Raw genomic sequence first — 22,596 nt, forward strand, 5'->3', positions numbered from 1 at the left:
TATTTAAAACAATTCTAAATAGATTATTGCAAACTTTGCCACATCCATGAAGATGTGAGGGCGAAAAGATAGTATGTATTTCACAAAAATGCCGAAAAAGGAACTGAAAAAACTCACCTTTTGGTTTAGCTTGTCTTAACTTTGCTACGCAACCGAATAACGACTATTTATAATGACCGAAAACCTTAAGCTTCCCGAATCATCAAAAATTTTAGAACAGATCAGTGCGAAAAAAGCGCTTGGTATTATCATCGGGCTTAGCACCGTGGCCATACTATTCTTGTTTTGGCTTATCTATTTTAATGAGGGCGCAGAAACGGCACCGAATTGGATTGAGAATTTGTCTGCATTAAATGCCGGCTTAAATTCCCTTAGTACCATTTTTTTGCTCCTGGCTTTTCGGGAGATCAAGCGGAAGGATTTTCAGATGCACATGCGGTTTAACTTAGCTGCTTTTGTAACTTCATCTCTTTTCCTGGTGAGCTACGTGGTGTATCATCATTTTGTAGGCGATACTAAATTTATGGGAGAGGGGTTCATCCGACCCGTCTACTTCTTTATCCTGATCACTCACATTGTTCTTTCCATTTTTGTAGTTCCGCTGGTGTTGGCCAGTTTCTACTTTTCACTGAGTGGCAAATTTAAAACCCACAAAAAAGTTTCCCGCTGGACGTTTCCTATCTGGCTTTATGTTTCAGTAACCGGCGTCCTCGTTTTCTTTATGTTGAAGATCTGGGGATGAGAATATCGAACATCCAACACGGAACATCGAAGGGAGAACGGCTTTTTTGAATATCGAATATTGAACCGGGGAATATTGAGTAGTGAAGTTGATTGGATTTCTAATAAATACTTCTGACTTCTTTTTATTCAGTGTTGAATTTTCAATATTCCTCATGCTCCGCCTGGCGTAGCTCCTCCGGCGATCAAATAAATTCCCAAAGCTATCAATACGAGCGCAAGTGAAACCTGTAGTTTGCTGGCCTTGATGCGTTGCGCGAGATACCATCCGGAAACAGTTCCTATTAATAAAGGCACCGTGAGGAATAAAGCCAGATACCAATCTACGGCGTCATGAATCATATAACCGACCGTTGCAAATCCTGAAATAAATATGGATTGAACCTGTGCCAACGCAACCGAAAGCAGCATCGGGACGCCTAACACTACCATCAAGGGAACGGCGAGCACCGGTCCGCCCACTCCAAGTAATCCGCCGGGCAGGCCAACAGCAATTCCTACTCCGGCCAGCCATAACAATCCTTTAGAAGAATCTATCTGTAATTTGCTGTCAGGCTTGAGTTGCTTTTTTTGTCTGTAGAGAATCAGAATTCCGGTAAAGAAAACAAACGCTCCCAGCAGTATCGCAAACAGGGATTTATCTAACAGGGTGTTGATTTGTGCTCCTGCAAAAGCTCCAATCACGGAAGCAAGGCTTAAAACGCCGGCAGCTTTCCCGGCTACCTTTCCTTTTAATTCTCCGGATCGCAGGTATCCCAAACTTCCTACAATTCCGGTGGCAATAAAGGTAGCACTTGCGGTTCCTGCCACGGTACTTGGGTCAAGCGGTAGGAGGGCGAAAAGGGCAATGGTTACAAATATCCCGCCCGGACCAATCGTTGTGATACAAACCCCACCCACCAGTGCAATAATGAGCAGCAGGATCATGATCTCCAGACTCATTGAAGTCATGGCCGTTAAGAATAAACCGGATAAAAAAGTCATTAAGAGTAAGGTCTTTGTATGATTAAGAAATCAATTTATAGAAGTCCAAGCGAACGCTTAAACTAATTCTGAAGGAGAACCTGCGAGCGTCCGAAGGTCCTCGCAGCGTTCGGTTCTACAGCTTAAAGTTGATTCTATGAAAACATCCCGCCAAAGATCGCTGCAAGTACACCCTGCGCCGAGTTGATGGCAATGTATGCAGAGAACAGCACCAAAGTGAAATTAGCGAGATTCAACTTCCATGAGTTAATATTTTGTCCCATAAGTTTTTTGTCGTTCATGGCCCAGAATAGTAAAGCGGCGGTGATCGGTAATCCAAATACACCATTGTAAGCGGGGAAGAGCGTGATCATTTCGACTACGCTCAATCCAGTGACTTTGGCTACCAGCGGAGAAAACATCCCGATCAAAATTCCCCCGGCAAAAATGAGTTTAAATTCTTTGCTGCTTCCTTCTTCATGATCTTTTCCAAGGGCTTCCAGAATCATATAAGGAATCGTCCACATAATGGGAACAATACTGTTAAATGCAGCGGCAATCACTCCGATCAGAAAGACGATCATTGCCCAGCGGCCCAATACAATTTCAAGGGCCTCACCCGGAGCAACGAACGTGGAAAGTTCCGTATATCCGGCTGGACGTAAAACAGCTGCCGATACTATTATAATTGCCACGGTGATCAATCCGCCCACCGTATAACCCATGGTGAGGTCGGTGCGCATGCTTTTTACGTGCTTGTCACTATTCCAGCCTTTGCGTTTCACCAAAATAGATTCAAGGAAGAAATTTGGCCAGAGCGCAGTCGTTCCCAAGATAGCCGCTCCCAGCAACATCGCTCCGGTATCAGGAATGGAGGGGATGAATCCTTTGGCTACTTCAACCATATCAGGTCCGCTTGCACCGGCAACTACGAGATAAAGGATCAGCAATAAAAACATCATTCCGGTCATCACTTTTTCAACATATCCGTAATGCAGCACTCCTACAATGATAGCAACAATACCGGTCACCACGGCTATGGGCTGCCAGCTCAACGCTCCTCCGGATAAGACCTCAAAACTCATTCCAACGGCGGCGGTGAGGGCTAAGGTCCAGGCTATGCATCCCAGGGATAAAAATAAGGCTAAAGTCAGCGCTCCTTTTTTCCCGATTTTTTTTCGGATGAAGGTCATCAGGGTATCGCCATAAATTCCAAGTCGGGCGCTCATATCCTGAGCCATAAAGCCAAGGAGCACGGCGCCGATCACGGCCCAGATCAGGATATATCCATATTCAACTCCGGCCTGACTCGCTATAAAAATAGAGCCGCTGCCAAAATAGCTGGCCACCATAATGAAAGACAGTCCATATTTATCAAAGAAGTTTGCGAAAAATTCTTTCATGTATCAGAAGTACGTTTAAATGTTGGGGAATTTGTTTTGAGTGGCTTTAGAATGAAACTTTCGGGGTGAAAGGCAATGGGTGAATAGTCGATCCTTCTGCAAATTAAGCGCAATATAATTTAGAAATTACGCTGAACATCATTCCATAAATGAATTAAGCCGCGCCAATACTAAGCATTTAAAGGAAAAGATTGAAATAAAGATCGTTGATTTGTGTGATAGGAGGGCTTTTCAATATCCAAAAGGTTCAGCGTTGGAAGTCGGAAGTTCCATGCCTGCCTGTACGGTAGGCAGGTTCTAAGTTCTGCTTCACCAAATCTTCAAAAACGACCCTTATCATCAAGCCACTTAATCTATGAGGCATGATGAACACCGAACTGATCCGAAAATATAACGTTCCCGGGCCGAGATATACGAGCTATCCCACCGTTCCATATTGGAGTGAGGCGGGAATAAAAATGGAGGATTGGGAGTCAACGCTGATCAGTGCGTTTCTGGAGAGTATGGAGGAAGGCATTTCCCTGTATATCCACCTTCCGTTTTGCGAGAGCTTGTGTACGTTTTGCGGATGTCATAAAAAGATCACCAAGCGCCATGAGGTAGAAGATCCCTACATCAAAACCGTGTTGAAGGAATGGAGGCTTTATACAGATTTTTTGCCCTTCACCCCAACAATAAAAGAAATTCACTTAGGGGGAGGGACGCCTACTTTTTTCAGTTCAGGGAATCTGAAACGACTCATTTATGGCATTCTGGAAAGAGCCGAACTGAAGGATGATTTTGAATTCAGTTTTGAAGGTCATCCCAATAATACCAGCAAAGAGCATCTGCAAACGTTGTATGATCTTGGATTTCGGCGGGTTTCGTATGGCGTGCAGGATTACGATCCAAAAGTGCAGTTTGCGATCAATCGGATTCAGCCGTTTGAGAATGTGAAGCGCGTGCATGAGTGGTCGAAAGAGATCGGGTATACGTCGGTAAATCACGATTTGGTGTTTGGGCTGCCGCATCAGAATTTGGCGGGAATCGAGCATACCATCAACAAAACGAATGAGCTGCGTCCCGACCGAATTGCTTTTTACAGCTATGCGCATGTTCCATGGATGAAGGGCAATGGTCAGCGGGGATTTAATGAAGCGGATCTCCCCAAAGATCATGAGAAGCGAGCGCTGTATGAATTGGGAAAACAGATGTTCTACGACCGTAATTATGCAGAGATCGGGATGGATCATTTTGCGCTGAAATCAGATTCGTTGTACAAAGCGATGCAAAACGGGTCACTCCACCGAAATTTTATGGGTTATACTGCCGGGGCTACCAAAGTGATGATCGGGCTGGGGATGTCAGCCATAAGTGACAGTTGGTATGGGTTTGCACAGAACGAAAAGGATTTGAAAAACTATGAGCAACGCGTGGAAGCCGGTGAAATTCCAATCTTCCGCGGACACCTGCTCACTAAAACCGATCTTATGATCCGCCGGCAGATCCTGAATTTAATGTGTCGCTTCGAAACCGATTTTGACGGTTCTTCCGGAATGTTCAGCCAAATCAAAAAACGGCTGCAGCATCTTGTTGAGGATGATCTTGTACTCATTGACGGGAGAAGAGTTCGCATTACCGAAGAAGGAATCCCCTTTGTACGAAATGCCTGCATGGCCTTTGATGTAAAGCTTCATCAGAAAAAGCCTGATCGGCCAACATTCTCCCAAACAGTTTGACGGTTCTTAAATCTAATTGTACGAAACGATCATTCTGTGTAATTTAAAGACATTAAACTCTTAAATAGATAGTCAACATGCTTCTTTCAAAATCTTGTGTTTACGGTTTGAGAGCTGCTTTGTATTTAGCAGCCAAGAATGATGGGGAATATCATTCTCTCAGAGAGATGAGCGAGGAGCTGAATATTTCGTTTCACTTTTTGACCAAGATCTTGCAGCAGTTGACATCCGATGGTTTGATGGAGTCCTATAAAGGACCCAACGGAGGGGTGAAATTATCTGAAAAAGGAAAAAAAGCAACCTTGTTTGATATGGTGATTGCCATAGACGGACCCGGTTTGTTTACACAATGTGCACTTGGTTTACCGGGATGCGGTTCGCAGGAACCTTGTCCGCTCCATGAAAGCTGGATTGATACGAGGGCTTCTATTGAAAATATGCTTAGAAGAACAACGCTCATTAAAATTGCTGAAGAAGGTAAGGCCAAGCATTTCAGGTTGACTGCTGAAGGAAAATTCAGTTGGTAAAATGAGTTAACGGCATAAAAAAATTTTTAACTATAATTAAGACAAAATAGTCTTTAAACTTTAATAAGTATACTCATGACAACATTATCACAAAAACCGGTTGGAGAAATAGTAGCGGAAGATTACCGAACTTCGCAGGTACTGCGTTCATACGGACTGGACTTCTGCTGTGGAGGGGGACGGACGCTGGAGAAAGCGTGCTCTTCCAAAAAAATAAACATCGAGGAGGTTATCAGAGATCTGGAAGCGTTGAATGAAAAAGATCGTTCTGGCGATAACTACAATGAATGGGCGCTGGATTTTCTGGCTGATTACATCGTAAATACCCATCATACATACGTTCGCAAGATGCTTCCCGAGCTCAATTTCTATGCTGAAAAGGTTGCACGTGTTCATGGCGAAAGACATCCCGAGCTATTGGATATCCTTCAAAATGTGCGACTGCTCAGTGAAGAAATGATCGGACATCTGGAAAAAGAGGAAGTCGAGTTGTTCCCTCAGATCAAGAACCTGGTGCAAAGCAGTGTAAAAGGTGAGGTGAAGGATGGTATCGTAGAAGCGTTGGAAGATGAGCACGATAAAGCCGGCGCACTTATGGAAACTATTGAAGGACTAACTGACGGTTTCAATGCTCCGGATGATGCATGTGCCTCCTACCGCGTGCTATTCCAAAACCTGGAAGGCTTTCAGCAGGACCTTCATAAACACGTTCATTTAGAGAATAACATTTTGTTTCCTAAAGCGCTAAAGCTTGAGGCTTTATTGAACTAAGCGAAAGTGGAGGTTTTGGCTGAGTTAAAAAAGACAAAATCATCCAAAAACTTCATCTAACCTTAATGAACAAGCGATAGTTTTGATCAGTAGATAAATTCAATCGTCAAAAATTCATGAAACTGCTGTTCAAAGATTCGGGGATCTGGCAATGGGCAATGTTCAGCTTTGTGCTGGCCGGCCTCGCCGGATTCCTATATCGCCTGGGATTTATAGTTCCGCTGCCGTATGAGTTAAGCCTGGAAAATGTACGGCATGCTCATTCGCACCTTATGTTTTTCGGGTGGGCAGCCTTACTTCCATTGTATCTCATTAAGCTAGATACGATTCCCGGTTACCATGCTGCTGTTGGAGCGCGATTAATGAAGGCGTCATTATGGATGTCAGTAGCTTTCGGGTTATTATCATTTCCGTCCTTTTTTCTGTGGGGTTACAGTCCTGTTAGCATAGGTTCGGCTAACATTCCTATTTCTGCTGTTATTTCGGGATTGGTAATGCTCTCGTGGTACGGATTTATGGCCGGCTATCTGATCACGCGGAAGTATAAGCGTGATTTTAAACCCAATATTTGGTTTGAGGGCGCGCTTGTAATGCTATTTGTAAGTTCTTTGGGCGCATGGGGAGTGGGTTTTTCTGAAGTTCTGGGCATTGGAGGTCCACTATTCGGGAAAGCTTTGACGCATTTCTTTTTAGCCGTCTTTGTAGAAGGATGGGTGCTGTTGGTATTGATCGGGCTAATGGCCAAATCACTGAAATTAGATGATGAAGAATTTGCCCTTTCCCCATGTATTTTAGTGGGATTGATCGCCTTTGGAGCACCATTGACATTCCCTTATGGAATCCCGGAATCTTTTGTAGATATAAACATGTCCGTAGCTGCTCGCATGGGAGGAGTGCTGATCGCCGAGGGACTTTTGTTGTTTGTGTATTCGGCATTCAGATCGCGGGGCAGATCATTAGGACTTTGGAAATGGCCTCTCATTCTCCTTGGGTTAAAGGCGCTGATGCAGCTCATTGCCTCATTATCGCCGGCCGATCTTTGGCTTTCAGACCATGGCATCAGGATCTTCTATTTGCACACCACTTTACTCGGTGCACTTACCTTAGGCCTGGCGGTCTTCCTTGGAAAAGAACAATCACTGCCGGATTCCTACTTTATTGGGGTGATGATCTCCGTATTGTTACTGCTATTTAGCCTGATCTTCCTTACAGGCTTATGGCCGGTTGTTCTTAGCGGCGTGTGGATCTATACGGCACTTGCAATTGCTGCTACATTTCCAATTATTGCGATGTCCGTTTTTTGGATAAAACTTAGAAAAAGTTAAAATCCCCAAAGCACAAAGCACAAAGCACAAAGCACAAAGCACAAGCACAAAGCACATTTATGCCTTTAATCACAAGGATTTTCATCAAAACCGGAATGATCTATTTTGTGATCGCATTGCTGCTTGGTATTGCGCAGCAGACAAATGCGTTCATGTTTCCGAATATCACACCACTTTTTTGGCATGCCTTGATGCTTGGCTGGATCACACAGATCATCATGGGTGTTTCGGTATGGATGTTTCCGGGCAGGGAAAAAGAGGAATCCTTTCAGCTTCAAAAATGGTCATGGCTGGCGTATGGTTTCCTGAATGTTGGATTGATCCTGAGGCTGTTGGCTGAACCGTTTGTGAATACTTCAGAACTGTTAATCTGGAAATATCTGCTGGTCATTTCGGCGATTACACAATTCCTTGGCATTCTTTGTTATGTGATTGAATTATGGCCACGCGTGATATCTAAAAAACAACGCCGTAAACAACGAAAAGCCTCCCGATAATATGCCTCTCATTTCTCGCATAATGATCCGCTTATCGCTGGTTTATTTTTTGGTGGGAACTGCCATTGGAGCGCTGATGCTCATCAATAAAGCCTTTTTGGTCAGTCCGCTAATATGGTTCATTTTCCCCATCCACATCAAGTTCTTGATCTTCGGATGGATCATTCAGTTCACTTTAGGAGTTGCTTACTGGATCTTACCCCGGTTTCTGGAAACGAAAGGCAGAGGAAATCCCATACCGGCGTGGATAATGGTTGCGGTTTTGAACCTGGGAATTTTAGCCGTCTCTTTCGCTCCATACGGACTTGGAAAAACGGTGGGTTTAACCGGCAGAATATTAGAAGCTGTCTCTGTGATTTTATTTATCACCTTGCACTGGAAACGAGTAGTTACCTACAATACTTAAAAAAATCAGCGAGCCTCAGCGATTAACTCTGCGAAACTCCGCGAGAAAAAAGAAGTCGCATCAAAAATTTTACACCAAGTCACGCAGATTTAGTAGATAGTCCCACAGAAGCTGATTAATCATTCCCTTTTGGCGTGAATGCCTGGATGCCGGTGATCTCTCTCCCAAGGATCAATCCGTGAATGTCGTAAGTTCCTTCATAGGTATTAACGGATTCCAGATTCATCACGTGGTGAATGACCCGATAATCTCCCACAATACCATTTCCGCCATGCATATCCCGGGATATTCGGGCGATTTCGAGGGCTTTTCCACAGTTATTACGTTTGGCAAGGGAAGTCATGGAAGGATGATCACGCCCTTCATCTTTCAGTTGTCCCAGGCGAAAAGCCAGCATTTGCATGGATGTGATATCCGTGAGCATATTCGCCAGTTTGGTTTGAATAAGCTGGTTGGCAGCTAAAGGTTTTCCAAATTGCTTACGATCCAGTACATATTGTCGGGCTCGTTGGTAGCAGAATTCAGCCGCTCCAACCGTTCCCCAGGCTATACCGTATCGGGCTGAATTAAGGCACATAAAAGGTCCTTTTAAGCCGCGAATATCGGGAAATACATTTTCATCGGGCACAAAGACATCATCAAAAACCAATTCGCCGGTTTCAGAGGCACGCAGACTCATTTTGTATTTGGTATGCGGTGCAGAGAATCCTTTCATGCCTTTATCAACCAAAAAGCCACGGATCTCACCCTCGTCCTTTTCATTTTCTTTGGCTTTGGCCCACACTACGGCAACATCGGCAATAGGGGAGTTGGTGATCCACATCTTAGCACCGTTGAGTTTCCAGCCGCCGTCAGTCTTAACAGCAGTGGTAACCATAGAGCCGGGATCGGAGCCATGATCCGGCTCAGTCAACCCAAAACATCCGATCATTTCCCCTGAAGCTAATTTGGGCAGATATTTCTGCTTTTGCTCTTCGGTTCCAAAAATAGAAATAGGATACATCACCAGCGAGGATTGCACACTCATAAATGAGCGGTACCCGGAATCTACGCGTTCTACTTCGCGGGCGATCAGTCCGTAGGCCGTATAACTGGCATCCGAGCCACCATATTCTTCCGACACGGTAACACCCAAAAGTCCCATTTCGCCCATTTCCCGGGCAATATCCTGATCAAAATATTCTTCGGTATTGCCTTTGAGTGCTCGGGGTTCCAGTTTGCTTTGGGCATAATCGCGGGCCGTCTCCATGATGAGGCGATCTTCCTCGTTCAGTTCCGATTCAAAAAGATAGGCATCGTCGATGTTGAACAGATTCTTGGACATTGGATTTAGATTTTTTTCAGAAAGTTTTCTTTAGTTGGATAGTACAAAAAATTGCAGAAGCGCATAAGCCTAATCTTATGATTTTTGTATAAAAAAAGCCTGCGACTTTTTAAGTCACAGGCTTATAGGACTCCAACAACAAAAAGATGTTAAACGAGAGATTTCTTCAGCTCTCGAGCTATAATAAGCCGCTGAACTTCTGAAGTTCCTTCTCCGATGGTCATTAGTTTGGAATCTCGTAAAAAACGCTCCACATGATATTCTTTGGTATACCCGTATCCGCCATGAATTTGGATGGCTTCAAGAGCTGCACGAACCGAAAGCTCGGAGGCAAACAATTTCGCCATGGAGGCTTCTTTGGTGTACGGTTTTTCATGATCCTTCAGCCAGGCTGCACGGAGCACTAACAAGCGGGCCGCATCAATTTCAGTGGCCATATCTACCATTTTGCCTTCCATATATTGGAAGTCACCGATGGGCTTGCCGAACTGTTTACGTTCCATGGAATACTTCAGGGATTCTTCCAGTGCTCCACGGGCAATACCCACAGAAAGAGCGGCAATACCTACACGTCCGCCGTCCAATACTTTCATGGTATCCACAAATCCTTGTCCTTCTTCGCCGAGAAGATTTTCGGCCGGCACTTCCACATTCTCAAAAACCACTTCGGTGGTATCAGAAGAATTCATACCCAGTTTGTGCATGCCTTCTCCGGGATTTACGCCGTCCCATTCGCGCTCCACAATAAAGGCTGAGATTCCCTTAGTTCCCTTGCTTGGATCAGTTTTGGCGAGCACTACATAAGTGTCACCAACCGAGCCTTGGGTAATGAAGATCTTCGAACCATTTAAAATGTATTTGTCGCCTTCTTTTATGGCGGTGGTTTTCATGCCTGAAGCATCACTCCCTGAACCGGGTTCGGTTAAACACCAGGCTGCCAATTTCTTCCCGGAGGTGAGCTCGGGCATATATTTCAATTTTTGCTCGTGATTTCCGGCCAGTGCAATGTGTCCGGTCCCCAAAGAGGTGTGAGACGCTACGGTCAAAGCAAGGGAAGCATCCCAGCGAGCGATCTCTTCCAGCACCAGGCAAAAACTAACGACATCAAAACCGCCGCCACCATACTGTTCTTCGTGATAGATTCCCAGCATCCCCAATTCGCCAAGCTGTTTTACGATCTCATGTGGAAATTCTTTGCTGTTATCTCTTTCCATAACCGTAGGTGCTACATTGCGTTCTACGAATTCTTTTACGCTATCACGGATCATTTTTTGATCTTCCGATAACTCAAAGGATAATTCTTTCTCTAAAACTGCGTCCATATCTTGTAATAGTATCTAATTAAATTTGTTTGTTGGAACCGCTTCCAAGATAATGGTTTTGAAGTAGAATTTCGTGCTCAAAACTCCAAATTTCAGTTTCTGAAGATGGGCTTTTGCATAAATACAAGTGAGCGATAGAGATGGAGGTCGATAAAGATTGTAAATCAATGATCGGGCTCTTCAAATTATGAAGGCAATAGCTATTTGTAATCACAATTGATTGTCAGATGTTTTATCTTTGTGTGATTCATAAATGTAAAGAGTAAATATGTGTCAGAAGTGTTTTAAATGCCGGTATTTCCCAAATGTGAATATTTTCTTCACATAATCTTCACATTCGGAAAATACCTTCCTGACTCATGTGCCGGAAATTTTTTAAGAACTAATTTATGAGGTTTAGTGCAATAGGTATTTCTCACTGGAAAAGTGAGGTCTCTATTCGTGAATTGTTTTTTTTGGACAGCCATCGTAAGGAGCTGCTGGAATTTCACACAAAAGATATTCCCGGCGGAATCTTAATGTTAGATACCTGTAACCGCACTGAACTGTATGCCTTTTGTGATCCGGATGTTCTTGTTTCGGCTCTTTGTAAATCCACTAATACCGATCGTAAATTTTTCAAAAAACATGGATATATCCATGTGGAAGATGCCGCCTATCAACACTTGTATGAAGTAGGAACGGGTCTTGATTCGCAAGTGCTGGGAGATGTTCAGATCATTCAACAGGTAAAACAGGCATATAAGCAAGCTAAGAAAAAAGGGCTGTCGGGCGAATTTCATCAACTTATTCAATCTGTTTTCCGAGCACACAAACGGAGCCGTACTGAAACCGATTTCGGCAAAGGTACGGCCTCCGTCGGGTTCGCTGCTACGCAACTTGCTTTGGAACACTTCAAAGACCTAAGTAAAGTTCGTGTTTTGCTGATTGGGGCCGGAAAAATGGGTAAAGTTTCTGCAAAGAATCTTATTTCAAACGGTGCCGAACATATTTCGGTAGTGAACCGAACCATTGATCGCGCTAAGGAATTGGCTTCTTCTTTCGATATCAAAGCTCATGCGTTTTCTGATCTGGATGAAGAAATTAAAAAAGCCGATTTAGTGATCACCGCTACCGGGGCCAAGAATCCCATTCTTCATCCCGCACATTTCGAAGGTGTTGCACATCATCAGTTAGTGCTCGACCTCAGCGTTCCCAGAAACGTGAATCCAGACGTTTCCGGGCTTGAGCATGTGACGCTTATTGATATGGATTCTATCCACGAAGCCAACAAAAAAGCCATCGAACAGAGGGAGAAGGCAGTTCCCAGGATCGAGCAGATCATTGGAGAAGAGAAATCTGATTTTATGAACCGGGTGAAACGTTCGCGTTATCTGTTGCCTCGAATCAAGGAAATTGAGCATCGCCTGAGTGATATCACCGATGCTGAACTTGACCGGGTGAAACATAAGATGGATGAAAAATCGTATTCGCAGATGGAAGAAGTAACAAGGCGAATCAAGAAGAAGATCATGGCCATTCATATTGATCGTATTGATCAGGAATTTGAAAAGGCACAAAATGAAGCTTAAGATAGGTACCCGGAAAAGTACGCTCGCCTTGTGGCAGGCGAACAAAGTTGCCGCTGAATTAAAAGCTCATGGTGTTAAATCTGAGTTGGTCGAAATTGAATCTTTCGGGGACAAAGTGCAGGATATTCCCCTCAACAAACTTGGCGACAAAGGCGTATTCACAAAAGCGCTTGATGATGCTCTTCTTTCCGGAGATATCGATCTTGCCGTACATTCTCTCAAAGATGTCCCCACGGTTCTGCCCAAAGGACTGAAACTGGCTGCTGTATTGGAGCGCGGAAATCCTATGGATGTACTCGTACGTCCGGCTCACCCTAAGGAAAATGATGAAAGAATTATTGCCACCGGAAGCATTCGGCGTAAAGCATTTTGGTTGAACCGGTTTCCTGATGATACTGTCGTTGGACTGCGGGGAAATGTACCCACACGCCTGAAAAAAGTAGATTCCAATGGCTGGCACGGAGCCGTGTTCGCAGCGGCAGGATTGGAACGTATTGGCCATGAAGACCGTATCTCGCAGGTATTAGATTGGATGATCCCGGCGCCTTCCCAAGGAATAGTAGGCATAGCTACGGCTGAAGAAACGAATTTTGAGCATGTTTTGAACAAGATTGATCATACTGAAAGTCACCTTTGCGGAGACATCGAACGAGCTTTTTTGAATGAATTGGAAGCCGGTTGTTCAAGTCCGGTAGGTGCTTACGCTGAAGTTCGTGGCAAAATACTCTGCTTTATTGGTGCTGTTTTATCTTTAGATGGTACTGAAAGACTGGATATTGAGCGAGAAATTCCGATCAATGAGGCCGAAGCTGAAAAGGGAAAAGAGTGGGCTCAACTATTAAAAGAAGAAGGAGCGGAAGCATTACTGGAGAAGGCTCATGAGTCATAGAAAGCCCCGGATTCTTTTTACTACTCAAATTTCAGAGCGAAAAAGAACCCACCTTGAAAATGGCAAATTACTGATCGAAAGTGAGCCGTTCATTACGTTTGAGTATAAACTTCCCGGTATGTGGAAAGATGAGGTTCCGGAAAAGGCCGATGCCTGGATCTTTACCAGTAAAAAAGCCGTGAAGGCGATTTCACCTGTCATAAGCGAGGTTGAATTGCCGCAGCACATTTTTGCGGTGGGCTCCAAGACGGCCGAAAAGTTGGAAGAAATCGGCTTAAAGGTCTCGATACCGGAAGAATATAATGCCAAAGCATTAGCTGCCATGATGCAGGAGCTGGATCTTAAAAAAGTGGTGCATTTCTGTGGAAATCTAAAAGCAGAGGATATTGGAAAGCTGCTGGGTTCAGGAGTGGATGTGACCTCAGTGGAGGTGTATCAAACCAAACTCACCAATCATAAAATGAGTGATCTTGATCAATTTGATGCCGTTGTTTTTATGAGTCCAAGTGCGGTCGAATCGTTCAACCAGCAGAATAAAGTGAACGGTCAGCAGGTATTTTGTGTAGGTCCCACAACAAAACAGGCCGCTGAAGATGCTGGAATCCAGGAAAGTATCATCCCGGAATATTCAACCCTGGAATCTCTGATGGAATCTATTTCCCTATTCTACACCCGTCGCAGGGGCAATTCATGAATTGCCCCTGCGACGGGTGATGTAAATACTGCTCACTACAAATTTTGTTTAATTAATACTTATCAATGTCATTTCCCGAACTTAAAAACCGATTGTTACTCGACACGCTGGAAGGCAAAGAAACCGAACGTCCGCCCGTGTGGATGATGCGTCAGGCCGGTAGATATTTACCGGAATACATGGCCATCAAAAAGAAATACAGTTTTTTTGAACGGGTGAAGACTCCCGAATTGGCCTCGGAGATCACCATTCAGCCCATTGATATTGTGGGTACCGATGCCGCCATTTTATTTTCTGATATTTTGGTATTGATCGAATGCCTGGATGTGGAAGTGCAGTTGAAACCAGGATTTGGACCGTATTTACCTGATCCGATTCGCACGGTTGAGCAAGTGGAGAACCTTAACATCATTCCCGCCGAAGAGCAATTGAGTTATGTGTATGATGCACTCACACTCACCCGAAAAGAACTGGATGGACGTGTACCTTTGATCGGTTTTGCCGGTGCTCCGTGGACCTTGTTTTGCTATTTGGTAGAAGGGCAGGGGTCAAAGACATTTTCAACGGCCAAATCATTTTTGTTTTCTGAACCGGAAGCAGCACAAAAGCTGCTGGAAGTGATGACCGATCAGACCATTCAGTATCTACACCATCAGGTGAAAGCCGGAGCGCAGGCATTGCAGGTGTTTGAATCCTGGGCGGCTGCATTGGGACCCGATGATTTTCAGAAACTGGCACTGCCTCACCTTAAGCGAATTGCGAGCGAAGATTACGGCGTGCCCCTGATCATGTTCTGTAAGGATGCCGAATGGAGCTACCCGATGTTTGCAAACACAAATGTTTCCGGATTTGGCATCGGTTGGGGATGCACCCCCGAACACGCCCGTCAGTATGCCGGTGATAAAGTGGTGCAGGGGAATTTTGATCCGTCCAAATTGTTGATGAAACCGGAGGCCATTGAAGCCGAGGCGAAGGAAATGATGCAACGGTTCGGCAAAGGAAATTACATTGCGAATTTAGGCCACGGAATTTTACCGAATGTACCTGTAGAAAATGCAAAAGCCTTTGTCGATACCGTAAAGAATTATAGATATTGAAATCATTTGGACCGGCAGGTCCGGATAGGCGTTCCCAACCGGGTGGTTGGGAACGAGCATGATTTTTCTCAGTAGGGGCAATTCATGAATTGCCCCTACTGAGAAAAAAATGTATAGAATAAACCCGCGTAGAGACACAAAATCTAGTGCCTCTACGCGGGTTATGGAAAGATTTGATCAATCATGAAAACAAAATTAACATCCCTAAAACCCCAATTCACCCAATTTGTATCTGATGTCCAACAACATATCTGTGATGAATTGGAAGCGGTGGAAGGAACCCAAAAATTCCTCATTGAAGACTGGGAACGGGATGGTTTTGGCGGGGGAAGCACGCGAATCATCGTTGATGGAGAGGTGATCGAAAAGGGAGGGGTGAACGTATCCACGGTAGGCGGACCGCTTCCCGAGGCCATGCAGAAGAAATTTGAAGTGCCCGAATCCGAGTTTTTCGCCACCGGTGTTTCGCTGGTGATCCATCCCCGAAATCCCTTTGCGCCTACGGTTCACGCCAACTACCGTTATTTTGAATTGTATGATAAGGAAACCGGAGAATTGAGGGATCAGTGGTTTGGCGGCGGCGCTGATATGACGCCATATTATTTGTTTCCGGAGGATGCCAGGTATTTTCATCAGGTACATAAAGAGGTTTGTGATCGGTTCAGCCCAAACTATTATCCCGATTTTAAAGCGGAGTGTGATGCCTATTTCTATAACCATCATCGCGAAGAAGCCCGGGGAATCGGTGGATTATTTTTTGATTATCAGCGGCCGGATGAGACCCGTTCTGCCAAAGACCTCTTCGAGTTTGCAAAAGCCTGTGGATTCGCATTTACCGATGCTTACATACCGATTCTGAAGAAAAGAAAGGATATCGAATATAATGAAGAGCACCGGAAGTGGCAGGAGATTCGCCGCGGTCGTTATGTGGAATTTAATTTGATCCACGATCGCGGTACCTTGTTTGGGCTGAAGACCAAAGGCCGCATCGAATCCATTTTGATGAGCCTACCGCCCCAGGTTCGCTGGGTGTACGATCATCATCCCAAAGAAGGAAGTCCAGAAGCGGAGTTGCTTGAGCATTTGAAACCGATCGATTGGATTAATTATTGAGATGTAGATCAACTCTCCAGAGTCGATCATCTGGTTCCAACGCAGAGCGTAGGAACCAGGTAAAATCTTCCTTTGAGAGAGGTGCCGGAGTGAGTGAATACAAACTCTTGCAGAGGGTTTAAGCCAAGGGCATCGAGCTTGATAACCAACTTTATATACCTTGGTTCCAACACCCCTCAAAATCAGTCAGGAACAGCTGACTGATTTATCTCTCCACAAGGGGAGACTTTTCATTGTGGTATTAATAACTTAGAAGAGTAGAAACAGTTTATTAACAATTAAATATGAAATACCCCACAACCCGACTACGACGAAATCGACAAGCATCCGCCATCCGAGAAATGGTGCAGGAAAACCGATTACATCCATCCGATTTTATCGCTCCGATCTTTATTATGGAAGGTGAAAACAAAAAAGAGGAGATTGCCAGTATGCCGGGCTATTTTCGGTACACGCTGGATCTGCTGGGAGATGAGATGAAAGAGCTGATGGAAGTTGGCATACAATCCGTATTGTTATTTGTCAAAGTTCCCGATTCCAAAAAGGATAACGAGGGAACCGAAGCCGTCAATGACAAAGGATTGATGCAGGAATCGGTTCGGTTCATCAAAGAAAACTACCCGGAACTGTATGTGATGACGGATGTTGCCATGGACCCATATTCCTCTTATGGACATGATGGCATTGTGGAAGATGGCGAAATTGTAAATGATCCTTCGGTGGAAGTTTTGGCAGAGATGGCGGTTAGTCATGCCAAAGCAGGTGCCGATATGGTGGCACCGTCTGATATGATGGATGGCCGAATCGGTGCCATGCGGGAAGCCCTGGATGAAGCCGGATTTGAGAATACGGGGATCATGGCCTACAGTGCTAAATATGCTTCGGCCTTTTATGGTCCGTTTCGGGATGCTCTCGATTCAGCCCCGGGTTTCGGCGATAAGAAAACCTATCAGATGAATCCTGCAAATATTGATGAAGCATTACGGGAAGTGGAGCTCGATATCAACGAAGGTGCCGATATCGTAATGGTGAAGCCCGGTATGCCGTACTTGGATGTAGTTCGAGCCGTAAAAGAGAATTTCAATATCCCGGTTTCGGTCTATAATGTGTCAGGTGAATATGCGATGATCAAGGCCGCCGCAGAAAAAGGCTGGCTGAATGAAGAGGAAGTGATGATGGAGTCTCTGCTGGCCTTCAAACGTGCCGGCGCTGATCTGATCGCGACTTATTTTGCCAAGGATGCCGCGAGGTTGATCTCAGGTAAATAAATTGACTCTTTAGAGACAATCATCGGTTCCAGTAAATCGCGTGAGGAGCCCAATAAAAATTCATCACCGTAGGGGCAATTCATGAATTGCCCCTACGGTGATGGAATATGCGAAGGAATAAAACGAATTTTGTTAATTGAGAAAGTAACAATATGGAAACCCCAAAAAGCAAAGAATTATTTGAACGCGCTTCTAAAGTCATTCCCGGTGGAGTGAACTCTCCGGTTCGGGCCTTTAACAGTGTAGGCGGAACACCGCTTTTTATTACGAAAGCCAACGGAGCCTATTTGTGGGATGAGGATGGTAATAAATACATCGATTACATAAGCTCATGGGGACCGATGCTGCTAGGGCATGCCGAGCCGAATGTGATCAAAGCCGTACAGGAAACGGCCGCAAATTCAACCTCGTTTGGAGCACCGACTAAACTGGAAGTAGAGATGGCTGAGCTGATCACCAGTTCAGTGCCCGGCGTGGATAAAGTCCGCATGGTGAATTCCGGAACCGAAGCAACTATGAGCGTCATCCGTGTTGCCCGTGGATATACCGGCAAGAACAAGATCATCAAATTCAAAGGAAATTATCATGGACATGGGGATTCCTTTTTGATCGAAGCCGGAAGCGGGGCGTTGACCATGGGTGAACCGAGCAGTCCGGGGGTAACCGAAGGAACGGCCAAAGACACGCTTAACGCCAAGTACAATGACTTGGATTCCGTAAAGAAATTGGTGGAAGCCAACAAAGAGGACGTGGCTGCCATCATCCTGGAACCGATTGCGGGAAATATGGGGTGCATACCTCCCAAAAAAGGATTTCTGGAAGGACTGCGCGAGCTTTGTAATGAACACAACATCGTCCTCATTTTTGATGAAGTAATGACCGGATTTCGGGTTGATTTCCAGGGTGCCCAAAAAGTTTACGGTGTGACTGCGGATATGGTAACCTATGGTAAGATCATCGGAGCGGGCTTGCCCGTTGGCGCGTATGGTGGGAAAGAAGAGATCATGGATTATGTAGCGCCCACCGGACCAGTCTATCAAGCAGGAACCTTATCCGGAAATCCATTGGCGATGGCAGCCGGCTATACGCTGTTGAAAAAGCTGAAGGATAACCCCGAAGTGTATGACGAATTGGAGAAAAAATCTTCGGTGCTGGCAAACGGCATCGGACAGATCCTCAGCGATCATAACATTCCCCACACCATAAACCGCGTTGGCTCAATGGTGGGTGTGTTTTATTGTGAAGGTCCGGTAGAGACGTTTGATGATGCCAATCGCACCGACAAAGAACTATTTGGCAAGATCTTCCATGGTATGTTGGATCGTGGAGTCCATTTGCCACCTTCTCCATTTGAGGCCTTCTTTTTAAGCAACGCACTGACGGCGGATGATATCACCAATACGCTGACGGCTTTTGAGGAAACTATCAAGGAGATCAAATCCTAACAAATGGCATGCTTATCCTAAACCAAAACGATTATATCATGCGGCAGATCTACCAGCTCACGCAAGCGCTGGAACGGGTGATCGCTGTTGTACTTGGATTAAAGGGAAGCAAGCAATCTCAGGATGCGATCGAAATAGTAAATCAGGCACTGACCGAGCATCTTGAATTAGATATCGATGCTTTGCTTGAAATGGATGCGGAGGAGATGATTCAAAAATTGGGAGAAGATCCGGCCATCAACCATGAAAACCTGGAATACATCGCAGATCTCTTTTTTGAGATGAGTAAGTTGCATGCAAAAGATTCTGAAATAGATTCAGAAACGGTCATCTTTTTTAATCGCGCCCTCAAAATTTATAGGCATATTGAGACAGATGGAACGGTGTATTCCTTAGACCGAAATTACAAAATCCGGAATATTGAGCAACTGCTTTCTGGAATATAGATCGTTTTAAGCAATCTATTTAAGCGTGATGCCGCAGTCAAGCGGAACGCATTGTTGGAGGAGAAGGTCTTCCAGGTAAACATCAGATTGCAGGGCTGTTTCTTTCCAATTGGGATAAAAACGATCCAATAATTCAGCCTGAGCCCATCCGCTGTAATAAAAGATGGATTCACTAAAACCAAGATCACTTTTTAGCTGCCTAAGTTCCTTGTGATAGTTTTTTTCTCCATCCCGATAAAAATTGAAATCCGGATCTTCTTTCATCTCAGCTAACGGAATATACTCCTCATTGTCAGCAGCTAATTGCCAACTTTTGATTTCGGCATACTTCGCCAAACCTTCCAGCCACTCTCGCTCTTTTTCATATAAAATGAGTTTTTCACTCAGAGATGCTCTCCGAATTTCACGAACCGAAAGCCAGTCCATGACCAAAGATTTTGCTTTTTCTTCATTTGGTTCATTGATGGCTTTGGCTAACAAATGTCGCTCATCAACCCAAAATTGACGAAAGTCGGAGTTGCTCCATGGATACAAATCGTACAAACTGTTAAATTTTTCAGCATTTTCGAACCGTTCATAATTCTGCAGGGCCTGAAACGCATGAAAAGATTCATGAAGTACACTCGCTATATGTCGGTCGCTGTCAAATTGCCAGATAAATAACTGATAAGGAAAAACAGGTTTTAGGAATCCGGGGAGATCATTTTTGATCATTTGCACCAGGCTGATTTTCGTCCATTCCTTGGTCGTCATACTGGCGGCAAACCGGTCTCCAACCTGAACGACAAAAGCTTCCGGCGTTTCTCCATTCTCGGGCAAGGCCTGACGGTAGTAATCAATTTCACCATTCATTAAATACCAAGACGAACCAAATGTGGATTTATACGGAATTCGGGTCCAGCCTATGCTAAGGGCTGCGTTATGGGTTCCTTCGAAAAAAACGTGCGATTCATTAAAAAGCACGATTGGGATTTCAGGTTCACTCCATCCCGGCCAAATCTCGGCTCCAATTGAGGTTCGCAAATGGGTTATTTCGGAAAGAAGATGCTGCTCAGATTCAGAAAGTCGATCGGGATGACTGGAAGATGATGGAAGCTTCATATTTAAAGCAGCAATGCCCGATAACGCAATGCCAATTATCAGTGAGCCAAACAAAAGAAGCGTTTTAAGGTAGGACCAAAATCTCTTTTTCTTTTTCATAATGCCTCCGATTGCGAGCGGTTGCTTGAAATAAAGCGATTATTTATGAAGCGTTAATGAAATAATAGTATTTGCCCTTCCGGGGCTTTCTGCTAAATTGAAATCAACCCAAAAATAAACTAAACCTATGAGCTACATCACGATAAACAAAAAAATAGAAGCTCCTAAAGAACAGGTTTTTGAAATTGTTGCCGACATTCGGAATTTCTCTAAAGTCATTCCTGAGATCAAAAACGTAGAATTTCTTTCGGAGCAGCAATACGGAGTAGGTACTAAATATAAAGAAACCCGTGATATGAATGGACGGGAAGCTTCGACGGTACTGGAAGTCACAGAATTGGTAGAGAATGAACACATCCGCCTGATATCAGATGCCGGAGGAACCGTTTGGGATTCGATCTTCAAAGTGGAAGAGAAGGAGGGCGGAACCGAGCTTTCTTTGGTGATGGAAGCCCGGCCATACAAGTTTTTGCCAAAGATCATTGCCCCGTTTATGAAAGGCTTCATGCGAAATGCAATTGAGAAGGATATGGATGCCACAAAAAGGTACTGCGAAGCAGAGGTTTGAACCCTTTTTACTTTAGATGTGATGAAGAAATGCGTATCTTATGTGTATTGAATCTAAATAAGATTATTCATTCTTACCTTTTATGAAAAATTTGATTTGCGTTGCTTCCATTTTATCCATGCTATTCTTTTTTGGATGCAGCAATCAGGAGTTAAAACCCGTAGTTGAAAATTATTCGGATATCGTGCATGCAACCTATCAGGATGCGCTCCATGATGCCGAAAAACTTCAGGAAGCAGTTATTGAATTAGTAGAAAATCCATCTCCCGAAACAATGAAAGCCGCTAAAGAAGCCTGGCTAAATGCCCGGGAAACCTATGGACAAACCGAAGCTTTTCGATTCTATGGCGGACCTATTGATGATGAAAATGGACCCGAAGGTCAACTCAATGCATGGCCTTTGGATGAATCGTATATCGATTACGTAGAAGCGAATCCAAATGGTGATGGTAAAACCGTGGGCACAAATATCATCAACAGCCCGAATGAGTTTCCTGAGATCACCAAGGAACTGATTGCATCTTTGAATGAAAATGGAAGCGAGACAAATGTAAGTTCAGGCTATCATGCAGTGGAATTTTTGCTGTGGGGACAAGATCTCAGTGAAGGGCCCGGAGGTGGGAACCGGCCTTACACGGATTATGTAACCGGTTCGGAAGGGACTCACAAAAATCAGGAACGGCGGGCAAAATATCTTATGGAAACAGTAGATCTGATCACTGATGACCTGGAAATGCTGGTTCAGGAATGGGAAAAAGGCAAAGATAATTACCGTGCATTTTTTACCTCCGAAGACCAGGTGAGGACTTCGGTGGGCCGGATCTTAAATGGTCTTGGAAAGCTTAGCAAAGGTGAACTCGCAGGTGAACGAATGTTTGTCTCATGGGATCTGCGAAGCAAAGAAGATGAGCATTCATGTTTCAGTGATAACACCCACCGCGATATTGTGACGAATGCGATTGGCATTCGAAATGTGCTGGTAGGTAAGTATGAGCGTATCGACGGAACGGTTGTTTCCGGGCCGAGCGTATTGGATGTCATCAAAGGTGAAAACCCTGAATTGGCAGAAGAGCTCCTGGAAACGGTAAATCAAAGCGTAGAATTGACGAAAGAGATCGAGCCTCCTTTTGATCAACAGATCTTAAGTCAGGATGGGCGGGCACATATCATGGAAACCATTAATTCGCTTCGTAGACAAGGTGACCTTATCGCAGAAGCGGCAGCAATATTGGGCTACAACGTTGATCCTGATGCAGTCTGATTGGGGTTTGTGTGGCTTGAAATTATTCCAACCTGATAAACATTTCC

The 22,596-nt window shown here is 44.6% G+C and carries 22 protein-coding genes; 17 read left to right on the forward strand and 5 right to left on the reverse strand.

Going from position 1 to position 22,596, the window contains the following annotated elements:
- Positions 1-172 precede the first annotated feature (172 nt).
- Positions 173-742 carry a DUF420 domain-containing protein gene (locus B151_RS0100395; protein WP_020401600.1) on the forward strand — a complete coding sequence of 190 codons (570 nt, stop codon included), beginning with the start codon at positions 173-175 and terminating at the stop codon, positions 740-742.
- Positions 743-894: 152 nt separating this feature from the next.
- On the opposite strand, the gene B151_RS0100400 is transcribed toward B151_RS0100395, so the two are convergent.
- Both B151_RS0100400 and B151_RS0100405 read right to left on the reverse strand, forming a co-directional pair.
- A complete protein-coding gene (locus B151_RS0100400; RefSeq protein WP_020401601.1) occupies positions 895-1,725 on the reverse strand; it encodes a sulfite exporter TauE/SafE family protein in 831 nt (276 codons plus the stop codon).
- A 134-nt stretch (positions 1,726-1,859) separates the two neighbouring features.
- Positions 1,860-3,107, reverse strand: a complete 1,248-nt coding sequence (locus tag B151_RS0100405) for an Nramp family divalent metal transporter (protein ID WP_020401602.1) — start codon at positions 3,105-3,107, stop codon at positions 1,860-1,862.
- A 365-nt stretch (positions 3,108-3,472) separates the two neighbouring features.
- On the opposite strand from B151_RS0100405, the gene hemN reads away from it, so the two are divergent.
- The 6 genes from hemN (at position 3,473) to B151_RS0100435 (ending at position 8,351) form a co-directional block, all read left to right on the forward strand.
- A complete protein-coding gene (gene hemN / locus B151_RS0100410; protein WP_026166388.1) occupies positions 3,473-4,825 on the forward strand; it encodes an oxygen-independent coproporphyrinogen III oxidase in 1,353 nt (450 codons plus the stop codon).
- A gap of 77 nt (positions 4,826-4,902) precedes the next feature.
- Positions 4,903-5,352, forward strand: coding sequence for an RrF2 family transcriptional regulator (locus tag B151_RS0100415; RefSeq protein WP_020401604.1), 450 nt, complete (start codon positions 4,903-4,905; stop codon positions 5,350-5,352).
- 75 nt (positions 5,353-5,427) lie between these two features.
- Positions 5,428-6,123 carry an iron-sulfur cluster repair di-iron protein gene (ric, locus tag B151_RS0100420; RefSeq protein ID WP_020401605.1) on the forward strand — a complete coding sequence of 232 codons (696 nt, stop codon included), beginning with the start codon at positions 5,428-5,430 and terminating at the stop codon, positions 6,121-6,123.
- A gap of 116 nt (positions 6,124-6,239) precedes the next feature.
- On the forward strand, positions 6,240-7,448 hold the full coding sequence (locus tag B151_RS0100425) for a hypothetical protein (protein ID WP_020401606.1): 1,209 nt from the start codon (positions 6,240-6,242) through the stop codon (positions 7,446-7,448).
- A gap of 59 nt (positions 7,449-7,507) precedes the next feature.
- A complete protein-coding gene (locus B151_RS0100430; protein ID WP_020401607.1) occupies positions 7,508-7,945 on the forward strand; it encodes an NnrS family protein in 438 nt (145 codons plus the stop codon).
- A gap of 1 nt (position 7,946) precedes the next feature.
- Positions 7,947-8,351 (forward strand): heme-copper oxidase family protein, encoded by a 405-nt coding sequence (locus tag B151_RS0100435; protein ID WP_020401608.1) that lies wholly within the window; start codon positions 7,947-7,949, stop codon positions 8,349-8,351.
- A gap of 115 nt (positions 8,352-8,466) precedes the next feature.
- On the opposite strand, the gene B151_RS0100440 is transcribed toward B151_RS0100435, so the two are convergent.
- Entirely contained in the window at positions 8,467-9,675 is a 1,209-nt protein-coding gene (locus B151_RS0100440; protein WP_020401609.1) for an acyl-CoA dehydrogenase, read from the reverse strand.
- Positions 9,676-9,824: 149 nt separating this feature from the next.
- Positions 9,825-10,997 carry an acyl-CoA dehydrogenase family protein gene (locus B151_RS0100445; protein ID WP_020401610.1) on the reverse strand — a complete coding sequence of 391 codons (1,173 nt, stop codon included), beginning with the start codon at positions 10,995-10,997 and terminating at the stop codon, positions 9,825-9,827.
- A gap of 389 nt (positions 10,998-11,386) precedes the next feature.
- Between B151_RS0100445 and hemA the strand changes: the two genes are divergently transcribed.
- From hemA to B151_RS0100485, 8 genes are all read left to right on the forward strand, one after another.
- On the forward strand, positions 11,387-12,568 hold the full coding sequence (hemA, locus tag B151_RS0100450) for a glutamyl-tRNA reductase (protein ID WP_020401611.1): 1,182 nt from the start codon (positions 11,387-11,389) through the stop codon (positions 12,566-12,568).
- The gene (gene hemC / locus B151_RS0100455) at positions 12,558-13,457 is read left to right on the forward strand and encodes a hydroxymethylbilane synthase (RefSeq protein WP_020401612.1); all 900 of its coding nucleotides are present in this window, start codon (positions 12,558-12,560) and stop codon (positions 13,455-13,457) included. Before hemA ends, hemC begins: the two co-directional genes overlap by 11 nt.
- Positions 13,447-14,151: a uroporphyrinogen-III synthase gene (locus B151_RS0100460; protein WP_020401613.1), complete on the forward strand. Its 705-nt coding sequence runs from the start codon at positions 13,447-13,449 to the stop codon at positions 14,149-14,151. The genes hemC and B151_RS0100460 overlap by 11 nt, the downstream gene beginning before the upstream one ends.
- A gap of 65 nt (positions 14,152-14,216) precedes the next feature.
- The gene (gene hemE, locus B151_RS0100465) at positions 14,217-15,248 is read left to right on the forward strand and encodes a uroporphyrinogen decarboxylase (RefSeq protein ID WP_020401614.1); all 1,032 of its coding nucleotides are present in this window, start codon (positions 14,217-14,219) and stop codon (positions 15,246-15,248) included.
- Positions 15,249-15,431: 183 nt separating this feature from the next.
- On the forward strand, positions 15,432-16,361 hold the full coding sequence (hemF, locus tag B151_RS0100470) for an oxygen-dependent coproporphyrinogen oxidase (protein WP_020401615.1): 930 nt from the start codon (positions 15,432-15,434) through the stop codon (positions 16,359-16,361).
- Positions 16,362-16,645: 284 nt separating this feature from the next.
- The gene (gene hemB, locus B151_RS0100475) at positions 16,646-17,629 is read left to right on the forward strand and encodes a porphobilinogen synthase (protein ID WP_020401616.1); all 984 of its coding nucleotides are present in this window, start codon (positions 16,646-16,648) and stop codon (positions 17,627-17,629) included.
- 152 nt (positions 17,630-17,781) lie between these two features.
- Positions 17,782-19,074: a glutamate-1-semialdehyde 2,1-aminomutase gene (hemL, locus tag B151_RS0100480; RefSeq protein WP_020401617.1), complete on the forward strand. Its 1,293-nt coding sequence runs from the start codon at positions 17,782-17,784 to the stop codon at positions 19,072-19,074.
- A gap of 8 nt (positions 19,075-19,082) precedes the next feature.
- On the forward strand, positions 19,083-19,520 hold the full coding sequence (locus B151_RS0100485; RefSeq protein ID WP_026166389.1) for a hypothetical protein: 438 nt from the start codon (positions 19,083-19,085) through the stop codon (positions 19,518-19,520).
- A 15-nt stretch (positions 19,521-19,535) separates the two neighbouring features.
- Here the strand turns inward: B151_RS0100485 and B151_RS0100490 are convergent, their stop codons facing one another.
- On the reverse strand, positions 19,536-20,720 hold the full coding sequence (locus tag B151_RS0100490) for a hypothetical protein (protein WP_020401619.1): 1,185 nt from the start codon (positions 20,718-20,720) through the stop codon (positions 19,536-19,538).
- Positions 20,721-20,847: 127 nt separating this feature from the next.
- Between B151_RS0100490 and B151_RS0100495 the strand changes: the two genes are divergently transcribed.
- Both B151_RS0100495 and B151_RS0100500 read left to right on the forward strand, forming a co-directional pair.
- Complete coding sequence (locus B151_RS0100495) at positions 20,848-21,288, forward strand: SRPBCC family protein (protein ID WP_020401620.1); 441 nt, start codon at positions 20,848-20,850, stop codon at positions 21,286-21,288.
- A gap of 82 nt (positions 21,289-21,370) precedes the next feature.
- Positions 21,371-22,549: an imelysin family protein gene (locus tag B151_RS0100500; RefSeq protein WP_020401621.1), complete on the forward strand. Its 1,179-nt coding sequence runs from the start codon at positions 21,371-21,373 to the stop codon at positions 22,547-22,549.
- Positions 22,550-22,596: the final 47 nt, after the last annotated feature.

This window comes from Gracilimonas tropica DSM 19535, from assembly GCF_000375425.1.
Classification (GTDB): Bacteria; Bacteroidota; Rhodothermia; order Balneolales; family Balneolaceae; genus Gracilimonas; species Gracilimonas tropica.